Raw genomic sequence first — 8,740 nt, forward strand, 5'->3', positions numbered from 1 at the left:
CACGAGGAGCAGTGCGGTCAGCCGCGAGGCAGGCAGGTTGGCCAGATCGTCGAGACGGGCGGCGGCCCAGCCGAAGGCCTCGTGACGCGGCGTGCGGTGGCCGATCATACTGTCGGCGGTGTTGACGGCCTTGTAGACGAGCGCGCCGGGAAACCCCAGCGCCGCCAGCCAGAAGGCCGGCGCCACCACGCCGTCGGAGAAGTTTTCCGCCAGGCTTTCGATGGCCGCACGGGAAATTCCCGCTTCGTCGAGCTCGGCCGTGTCGCGCCCGACGATCTGCGAAACGGCTTTTCGCCCCGCCGCCAAACCTTCCGTCTCCAGCGCCTCTGCCACGGCTTCGACATGGGCGGCAAGGCTGCGCTGGGCGAGGAGTGTGCTGGCGAGCAATGCGGTGAGGAGGAGCCCAGCGCCGGCGCCGAGCAAGGACTGGACGAGCCAGCCGATCCCGCCGGCGATCAGGACCAGCACCGCCAGCGCGACCATGCCGCCCGCACGCCGGCCGCCCTTCGGCCATTCGGCGCGGTTGAGCCGGCGGTCGAGAAAACCGATCAGCCCGCCCATCCAGGTGACCGGGTGGCCGATGGCGCCGAACAGGCGGTCGGGATAGCCGATCACCCGTTCGATGGCGAGCGACAGGAAGGCTAGAATGAGGGTCATGGCATCGCGTCTGGAAGACCTGGGCAGTGAAGTGACCGATCACGGCGGCAGCCTCGGGCGTGCCGAGACGCTGTTCCCGGGCGCCCCGAAGCCGTGGCTCGATCTTTCCACGGGCATCAGCCCCTACTCCTATCCGCTTCCCGACTTTCCGGCCAGCGCCTTTGAACGCCTTCCCGAAGAAGAAGCACTTAGGGACCTCGCCGACATCGCCGCCCGCGCCTATGGCGCCCCGGCCGGCGCCAACGTCGTGGCAGCACCGGGAACGCAGATCCTGCTGCCGCTCGTTGCAGCATGCGTGCCGCCGGGCAAAGCCGCCGTGCTCTCGCCCACTTATGCCGAGCACCGGCGCGCCGCCGCGCTCGCCGGCCACGACGTGCGAGAGGTTCAGGATTTCACCACGCTGTTCGACGCGGAACTTGCGATACTGGTGAACCCGAACAATCCGGATGGCCGCGTGACCAACCGCGCCGATCTTCTGGCGCTTGCCGGGCACATGCGGGAAAGGGGCGGGCTCCTCGTCGTGGACGAGGCCTTCATGGATGTCGGGCCCGAGGCGGAGCGGCTGGACGGAGACGTGGAGGCGGGTGGCATCGTCGTGCTGCGCTCCTTCGGAAAGTTTTTCGGGCTCGCGGGCCTGCGCCTCGGTTTCGCCATCACCGCGCGGCCCGTTGCCGAGACCCTGCGCGCAAGGCTCGGCCCGTGGGCGGTCAGCGGCCCGGCGTTGGTGGCGGGCCGCGCGGCCCTTTCCGATCTTGAATGGCAGGCGGAAATGCGTGGGAAGCTGATGAAACGAACCGCCGCGCTCGACGTTTTGCTGGCCGAGAGCGGGATCGCCACTGCCGGCGGCACGCCGCTGTTCCGCTTCCTGCGCACACACAAGGCTGAAAGCCTTTTCAATGCGCTCGGGCGGGACGGTATATTGGTGCGCAATTTTAGTGGCGACCCGCACGCCTTGCGCATAGGATTACCGGGCGATGAGGATGCGTTCGACCGGCTTTCACAGTCCCTCCGCCGCTGGCGGCACGCGGACTAGGAACATGGCCATGATCCATGTGACACCCCTTTCCCGCCTGACCGACATCCTGGAGACGACGCGCGCCAGCCACCTCGTCTCGCTGCTCTCCACCGAGGCCGAGCCGCCGCGGCCGGCCCACCTCGATCCTTCCTGCTGCCTTCACCTGTCCATGAACGACATCGTCGAGGAGATGCCGGAACTGGTCGCCCCCTCGCGCGCGCATGTCGAAAATCTCCTCGATTTCGCCTACGGCTGGAACCGCGCCGCGCCGCTCGTCGTGCACTGCTTTGCCGGCATCAGCCGCTCCACAGCGGCCGCCTACACGATCGCCGCCGCCCTCCAGCCCGCCCACAACGAGATGGAACTTGCCCGCGAGCTGCGCCGCCTTGCTCCTTCCGCCACGCCGAATGCCCGCATCATCGCGCTCGCCGACGACCTTCTCGGCCGCCAGGGCCGCATGGTCGAGGCGATCCGCGCGATCGGCCGCGGCGCCGAGGCCTTCGAGGGCACGCCGTTTGCCTTGCGCATCGATGTCGCGGGCAAGGGGCGTCGGTCGTAGAGGGCCAAGTCCTTAGAATTTGCCAGAGAGGGGTAGTGCCCTGTTGTTTAGAGAGCCCTACACCCCGCGCGCCGCCGGCTCGCCATCTTCGGTGAAAACGCCGCCGCCCTCCGGGTCGTAGAGGTAGTTGACCATCAACCCATGCGCCTCGCGCATGGCCTTGGGCGAGCGGTCGGCCAGGAAATTGATCCGCTCCAGCCGCGCGCCGTTGCCGAGATGGAAGCGCGCGACCTGGTCCCTTAGCCGGCCGCGCCGATCGCGCGCTTTCAGGAGATAGAAGGCCGCGGCCGCCGTGAGCGCCGGGCGCAGGGCGGCTGCCTTGTCGGGATCATGCGGCCACTCGGGATCGTCCAGCAGCGCCAGTGCCGCCCTCTGCCGGTCGTCGAGTGGCGCCGGTCCGCCTGCCGCGTGCGCTTCGGCAAGCCAGTTCGCAAAGCCGCCGACGGGGGACAGTGTGACGAAGGTTTCAAGCTGCGGCAGTTCGCGGCGCAGGATCGCCGCCGCGTCCTTGATCAGGAACTTGCCGAAGGAGATGCCGCGCAGGCCGGGCCGGCAGTTGGAGATGGAATAGAATACGGCGACCGTGGCCTCCGCGGCGCGAATCACCTCACGGCCTTCCTTGAGGATCTCGTCGATTGCCGACGGCATCTTCCGCATCAGCGCGACGGAGAGGAAGATCAGCGGCTCGTCCGGCGCCCCGGGATGAAAATCGCCGAAGCAGCGTCTGTCCTCCGGTTCCAGCCGGTCGCGCAGTGCCTTGCGGCTGCCGATCTCGTGCACGGCTTCGCAGTGCATGATCTTGTCGCGAAGTGCAGCCGGCGCAGACCAGTCGATGGAACGTAGCACGAGAAGACCCCGGTGAAACCGCAGCGAGCCAGGATCTTGCTTCGACCACTTCCCGACGGGAAGGGTCAAGGCCTATTTCCACAAAGGTCTTCAGGCTGGTAAATGCTGAAACGGTCGACAGGAGAAACATGAATGGTCGTGAATGGGGCTAAGCTGGACGATGCCGCGCGCGCGGCCTGGCTCTACTACGTCGCCGGCAACACGCAGGACCAGATCGCCGCGAAGCTGGGCGTGTCGCGCCAGTCGGCTCAGCGGCTGGTCTCGCTGGCGGTTTCGGAAGGGCTGGTGAAGGTCCACATCGACTATCCCATCGCCCGCTGCCTCGACCTTTCGAAGGCGCTGCGCGAGACCTACGGCTTGACGTTCTGCGAGGTGGTGCCGACCGATCCCGATTCGACGTCGGCGACGCTGGGCGTCGCCCAGGCGACGGCGCTGGAGATCGAGCGATGGCTGCGCCGCCCCGATCCGCTGGTCATCGCCATCGGCACCGGGCGCACGCTGCGGGCCGCCGTCGAGCAGCTCAGCACGATCGAAGCTCCCCAGCACCGCATCGTCTCGCTGACCGGCAATATCGCACCGGACGGCTCGGCCGCCTATTACAACGTGGTCTTCACCATGGCCGACAAGGTGAAGGCGCGGTTCTTCCCCATGCCGCTGCCCGTCATCGCCTCCTCCCGCGAGGAACGCGCCACCCTGCATGGCCAGCCCATGATCCGGACGACACTGGATCTCGCGGCCAGGGCCGACGTGACCTTCGTCGGCATCGGCGAGCTCGACGATGAAGCGCCGCTCTACCTCGATGGCTTCATCACCAAGGAGGAACTCGGGGCGCTGCAGGCGGCAGGCGGGCTGACGGAGATCGTCGGCTGGGCCTTCGACGGCGAAGGCCGCCTGATCGAGGGCATCACAAACGCGCGCGTGGCGAGCGCGCCGATCCCGAGCCGGGAAACCTCGATGGTCATCGCCTCGGCCATGGGTCCCAGAAAGCTGCCAGGCATCCGCATCGCCCTGAAGGGCGGCCTGATCGGCGGCCTGATCACCAACGAGACCACGGCCGAGGCGCTGCTCGGCTAGAGCATTTTGCAGCCAAGTGGCATCACTTGGCGTGGCACAAATGCGGCGAAACAAATGGATAGAGCAGCCAAGCGAACGAATGTGAGCGCACCCGCTCCAGAGGCTGTCGTTTCCGACAGGATTGTGCACCTTTGCGCCTTCCGGCGTCCTGCCGAGCAGCTTTCCCTCAATATGTGGTGGTGACCACAACCTCGCCCTCGCGTTCGAGCACATGCACCACCACCTCGGAACCGACCTGCCGCAGTGAAACGTCGAGGCGGCCCTGGGGCAGGGTTATGCCGCGCAGGGTCACCTCCTCCAGGAATTCCGGCAGCATGGGCTGGTGGAAAGTCAGCGTGCCCTGCGCCGCATCGATTGCCATGCCGAGGCAGGATTGCAGGATGGAGAGCGGGGCCACTGCGGCCCAGGCTTGCGGCGAGCAGGCGACGGGATAGAAGGTGGGGCCGCGGCTGCGCTGGCGCGGGAAACCGCAGAAAAGCTCCGGCAGGCGCCGCAGGTCGATATAGGTGGCGGCGGAAAACAGCCCCTCGAAGACGCGCGCCGTCTCCGCGCGGAAGCCGTAGCGGGCGAGCCCGGCGGCGATTAGCGCGTTGTCGTGCGGCCAGACGGAGCCGTTGTGGTAGCTCATCGGGTTGTAGCGCGCCTCGGTGGTGGCGACGGTGCGGATCCCCCATCCGGAAAAGGAGGTGCGGTCCATCAGGGTCTCCACAACGGAGCCGGCGCGTTCGGGATATGCGATCCCGGTGAACAGCGCGTGCCCGGCATTGGAGGAGCGTATGCGGCACGCGCGCTTGTCGCCATCGAGCGCGAGCACATAGGTGCCCAGCTCCTCGTCGAAGAAGGCCCGATCGAATTGCGCGCGCAGTTGCTCGGCTTGAGCTTCGAACTCGATCGAGCGCCCGCGAATCCCGAGCGCCTGCGCCATCTGCGCGGCCGCCTTCCACGCGGCGTAGACATAACCCTGCACCTCGGCCATGGCGATGGGGCCGACGGCGAGCCGGCCGTCGGCATGGAAGACGGCGTCGTAAGAGTCCTTCCAGCCCTGGTTGGAAAGACCCTCCACCGTGCGCCGGCCATACTCCACGAAACCGTCGCCGTCGCGGTCGCCATATTCCGTGATCCAGGCAAGCGCCGCCTCGACATGCGGCCACAATTCGCGGATCGTCCCGACGTCGTCGGTGCGCTCCAGATAGCTGCCGGCAAGGAGGACGAAGAGCGGCGTGGCGTCGACACTGCCGTAATAGCGGCGGAACGGTACCTCGCCCAATTCCGCCATCTCACCGTAGCGTACTTCATGCAGGATCTTGCCCGGCTCGGCATCGGCAGCCGGATCCTCGGTCTGCGCCTGATTGGCGGCCAGATGCCTGAGCACGCCGCGGGCGATCGCCGGGTCCAGCCAGAGGGTCTGGAGCGCGGTGATCAGCGCATCCCGCCCGAAGACGGTGCTGAACCAGGGAATGCCGGCATAGGGATAGGGGCCGTCCTCGGTCTCCGTCATCAGCATGTAGAGGTCGGCCACGGCCCGCCGCACGGCCTCGTTGAAGACGTCGTTCGATGTGGTCACCGAAGCGGCGTTTCCGACGGCTGCGCGCATGGCGCGACGGGCCTCGCGCAGGCCGGAGAAGAACTGCCGGCGCGGCGTCATCTCCCACGGGCTTTCGCCGCAGGTCACCTCGACGAAGAACTGCCGCGTCTGCCGCGGCTTGAGCTCGATTTCGTAGACGGCGCGCCCGCCGGTCAGTTCCTTCGGTGCCGGGTCGAAGCGCAACGTCGTCTGCCGCTCTACACCGTCGAGCCCGGTATAGGCGAGCACGGCACGGTTCGCCGACACTTTCGGCGTATGCAACTTGCCTCGCCTGGCCCGCCGCGCGCCGCGCACCTCGAACAGATCCGCGAAATCCGCGGCGAAGGCCAGTTCGAGCTGCACCCGCCGGGTGGACTCGTCGTAGTTGCGCACGCTCACCCGCTCGAAGCAGGTGGCGTTCCACAAGAACCGTGTACGGCGAATGTGAATGACGTCGTGCTGCAGCTCGAGCCCGCCCTCCGCGTAGAGGTCGGGATTTGTGAGATCGAAGGTGAGAAGCGCATTGTCGTCGCGCAGCATGGAACTTAACAGCAGCGGCCGCTCACCGCCGATCGTCAGGAAGAAGTGGGAGAGATAGCGCGTGTCGCGGCGATAGATGCCCTCGGGGCTGCCGGGTCCCGAGAGCGCGTCTCCGTTATGGTCGAACATGGAGAAGGTGTCGCCGTCCTTCTGGGTACGCGGCCGTCGCTCCTGGAGCGGAGCGGTGGCGGCGATGAAGAACTGCGGTGTTCGTACCGTGCCGAACTCGTCCGGCCGCGGCGCGAGAGGATCGGTGCGCTCGTCCATTGCACCCACCATTCGCTTTGCGCCTTGGAACCTTAGGCCACCGTCTGCACGCCCGCTCCCGCAGCTTCTGTTGGGAACGGAATCATGTGCATGCGATGGTGCATCAGAGAATCGTAGACGTCCAGATAATCCCTTGCCATGCGGCTGGCGCTGAAGCGCTCCTCGAAAGCACGGCGTACGCCGGCGCGGCTGATCGCGCCGACCCGGCCGACCGCGCCCACCGCCTCCTCGACGGAACCGACGATGTAGCCGGAAACACCCTCCTCCAGCACCTCCGGAACCGAGCCGCAGCGGAAGGCGATGATCGGCGTTCCGCAGGCCATCGCCTCGATCATCACGAGTCCGAAAGGCTCCGGCCAGTCGATCGGAAAGAGAAGTGCCGAGGCGTCGCCCAGGAAGGCCGCCTTCGTCGTCTCATCCACCTCGCCCACGTAATCGACGTTGGGATGGCGGTCGATCATCGGCTTGATCACGTCGCGCCAATAATCCTCATCGACCTTGTCCACCTTTGCGGCGATCTTCAGCGGCATGCCGCTCCTGACCGCAATCTCGATCGCCCGGTCGGGACGCTTTTCCGGTGAGACGCGGCCGAGAAAGGCGAGATAACCGCCCTGCCCGTGCGGGTTGAACGGAAGGATATCGAGCGGCAGCCCGTGCTGCACCGTGGCCGCCCAGTTCGCCATTGGCAGCGGACGGCGCTGGTCGTCGGAAATGGAGACCACGGGGATTTCCGGGAACGCCCGGTAGAAGGGCTGGAGGTCGGGGAGATCGAGCCGTCCGTGCAAGGTGGTCACGGTGCGGTGTGCGAAGGGGCGGACAAGGGGAAAGTGCAGGAGATCGATATGGAAATGCAGGATGTCGAATTCATCCGCCCTCTGCCGCACCTTTTCAAGCATGATCAGGTGGTAGGGGATGGGGTCATTGACGGCGGGATCGAACCTCAACGCCTTTTCAGTACAGGGCACGAGCTCCGCCGATGTCAGCGAATCGCCCGAGGCGAACAGCGTTACCTCGTGTCCCTGGCGGACCAGTTCCTCGGTGAGATAGGAGACAATGCGTTCCGTTCCGCCGTAGAGTTTCGGGGGAACGCTTTCAGCCAGCGGCGCAATCTGGGCGATCTTCATCGGCAACACCTCCTCTTTAGAGCAAGCATCACAAGGGTGCCCGGGAACGGGCGAAGGAACACCGAATGCGGGTAGTTCGCCGATGATTTAGGAGCCGTTTTGCCGGCGAAAAGAGGGGCCGCGCATTTTTGCACGAGGGCGGTTGCCTCAACCGCGCCTCGGGGCCGAGGGGCCGGTCTTCGTCTACGAGGCGCGCCTTCTCGATATCGTCCCCGACCGATCGCGACGGGCACGCCGATATCGATGCCCGCAGGCGCGGTACGGAAGAAGGCATGGACCGGCTGCGGCCGTTTCTCGACGGCGCGCTTTAGGGCCTCGGCCATTTGCGGCGCCGGTTTTTCGGTGTGGAGCTCTTCGCGCCCCTTCTATCTTGAAGATGCCGGGATAGCGCGGGCAATCCCTCGCCGCGCGGCGGCAAACGCTTGCCGTCGACCCGGCCGCGAAACGCCCCTTGCACGATCTCCCATATTTAAATAGTTTCTTCACAAGAAAACAGGCTCACCCTTGTGGAGGAGACATGCCGAACCTATTCAAAGGCGCGCCCCGGACCGGCCGGGCGGCCTGGGAGCACGCCCGATGACGGGTGCCGACAGTGCACAGGACGAGGATCTCCCGCTTGCCGGGCTCGTCGTCGTGGACATGAGCCAGTTCCTCTCCGGGCCGTATTGCTCGCTGCGTCTCGTGGATCTCGGTGCGCGGGTGATCAAGATCGAGCGCCCGGGCGCCGGCGACCTGTCCCGCCAGCTTTATCTGAGCGACACGGAGATCGGTGGGGATTCGACGATCTTCCACGCCATCAACCGGGGCAAGGAGAGCCTTGCCGTCGACCTGAAGAACGCGGACGACCTTGCCGCCCTGCGCAAGCTCCTGAAACGGGCGGACGTGCTGATCCAGAATTTCCGCCCCGGGGTCATTGAGCGCCTTGGCCTCGACTATGCCTCCGTGCGCGCCATAAACCCGGGCATCGTCTATGCCTCGATCAGCGGCTATGGCGAAGACGGCCCGTGGGTGGCGCGGCCCGGCCAGGACCTGCTCGCGCAGGCGCGCTCCGGCGTCATGTGGCTGAGCGGCGACGACGGCCAGGGGCCCGTGCC

At 66.4% G+C, this 8,740-nt stretch carries 7 protein-coding genes and 1 pseudogene; 4 read left to right on the forward strand and 4 right to left on the reverse strand.

Translation table 11 applies throughout. The features are described from left to right. Positions 1-657 (reverse strand): adenosylcobinamide-phosphate synthase CbiB (gene cbiB, locus ACFP9U_RS21535; RefSeq protein WP_378624624.1); only part of this gene is annotated, 657 nt, incomplete at its 3' end. On the opposite strand from cbiB, the gene cobD reads away from it, so the two are divergent. Both cobD and ACFP9U_RS21545 read left to right on the forward strand, forming a co-directional pair. Continuing rightward, a complete protein-coding gene (gene cobD, locus ACFP9U_RS21540) occupies positions 656-1,690 on the forward strand; it encodes a threonine-phosphate decarboxylase CobD (RefSeq protein WP_378624635.1) in 1,035 nt (344 codons plus the stop codon). The two genes, cbiB and cobD, sit on opposite strands and share 2 nt — an antisense overlap. A gap of 10 nt (positions 1,691-1,700) precedes the next feature. Next, entirely contained in the window at positions 1,701-2,231 is a 531-nt protein-coding gene (locus ACFP9U_RS21545) for a tyrosine phosphatase family protein (protein ID WP_378624626.1), read from the forward strand. 117 nt (positions 2,232-2,348) lie between these two features. Here the strand turns inward: ACFP9U_RS21545 and ACFP9U_RS21550 are convergent. After that, positions 2,349-3,095 (reverse strand): annotated as a pseudogene (locus ACFP9U_RS21550) (malonyl-CoA decarboxylase domain-containing protein); the annotation flags it as partial. Positions 3,096-3,209: 114 nt separating this feature from the next. On the opposite strand from ACFP9U_RS21550, the gene ACFP9U_RS21555 reads away from it, so the two are divergent. Further along, complete coding sequence (locus ACFP9U_RS21555) at positions 3,210-4,151, forward strand: sugar-binding transcriptional regulator (protein ID WP_378624627.1); 942 nt, start codon at positions 3,210-3,212, stop codon at positions 4,149-4,151. A gap of 166 nt (positions 4,152-4,317) precedes the next feature. Here ACFP9U_RS21555 and ACFP9U_RS21560 read toward each other — a convergent pair whose 3' ends face one another. Further along, positions 4,318-6,522, reverse strand: a complete 2,205-nt coding sequence (locus ACFP9U_RS21560) for a glycogen debranching N-terminal domain-containing protein (protein ID WP_378624629.1) — start codon at positions 6,520-6,522, stop codon at positions 4,318-4,320. Between the two features lie 32 nt (positions 6,523-6,554). Then, complete coding sequence (locus ACFP9U_RS21565) at positions 6,555-7,646, reverse strand: glycosyltransferase family 4 protein (protein ID WP_378624631.1); 1,092 nt, start codon at positions 7,644-7,646, stop codon at positions 6,555-6,557. 576 nt (positions 7,647-8,222) lie between these two features. Between ACFP9U_RS21565 and ACFP9U_RS21570 the strand changes: the two genes are divergently transcribed. Further along, the coding region (locus tag ACFP9U_RS21570; protein WP_378624633.1) for a CaiB/BaiF CoA transferase family protein at positions 8,223-8,740 on the forward strand (518 nt) is incomplete at its 3' end.

The sequence above is a fragment of the Nitratireductor sp. GCM10026969 genome (genome assembly GCF_042660605.1).
Taxonomy (GTDB): Bacteria; Pseudomonadota; Alphaproteobacteria; order Rhizobiales; family Rhizobiaceae; genus Chelativorans.

Bases quoted from the DNA above. Each gene is read 5' to 3' on its own strand.
- ACFP9U_RS21560 (WP_378624629.1), bottom strand. From the start codon at position 6,522: ATGGACGAGCGCACCGATCCTCTCGCGCCGCGGCCGGACGAGTTCGGC.
- ACFP9U_RS21565 (WP_378624631.1), bottom strand. From the start codon at position 7,646: ATGAAGATCGCCCAGATTGCGCCGCTGGCTGAAAGCGTTCCCCCGAAA.
- ACFP9U_RS21545 (WP_378624626.1), top strand. From the start codon at position 1,701: ATGATCCATGTGACACCCCTTTCCCGCCTGACCGACATCCTGGAGACG.
- ACFP9U_RS21555 (WP_378624627.1), top strand. From the start codon at position 3,210: ATGGTCGTGAATGGGGCTAAGCTGGACGATGCCGCGCGCGCGGCCTGG.
- cobD (WP_378624635.1), top strand. From the start codon at position 656: ATGGCATCGCGTCTGGAAGACCTGGGCAGTGAAGTGACCGATCACGGC.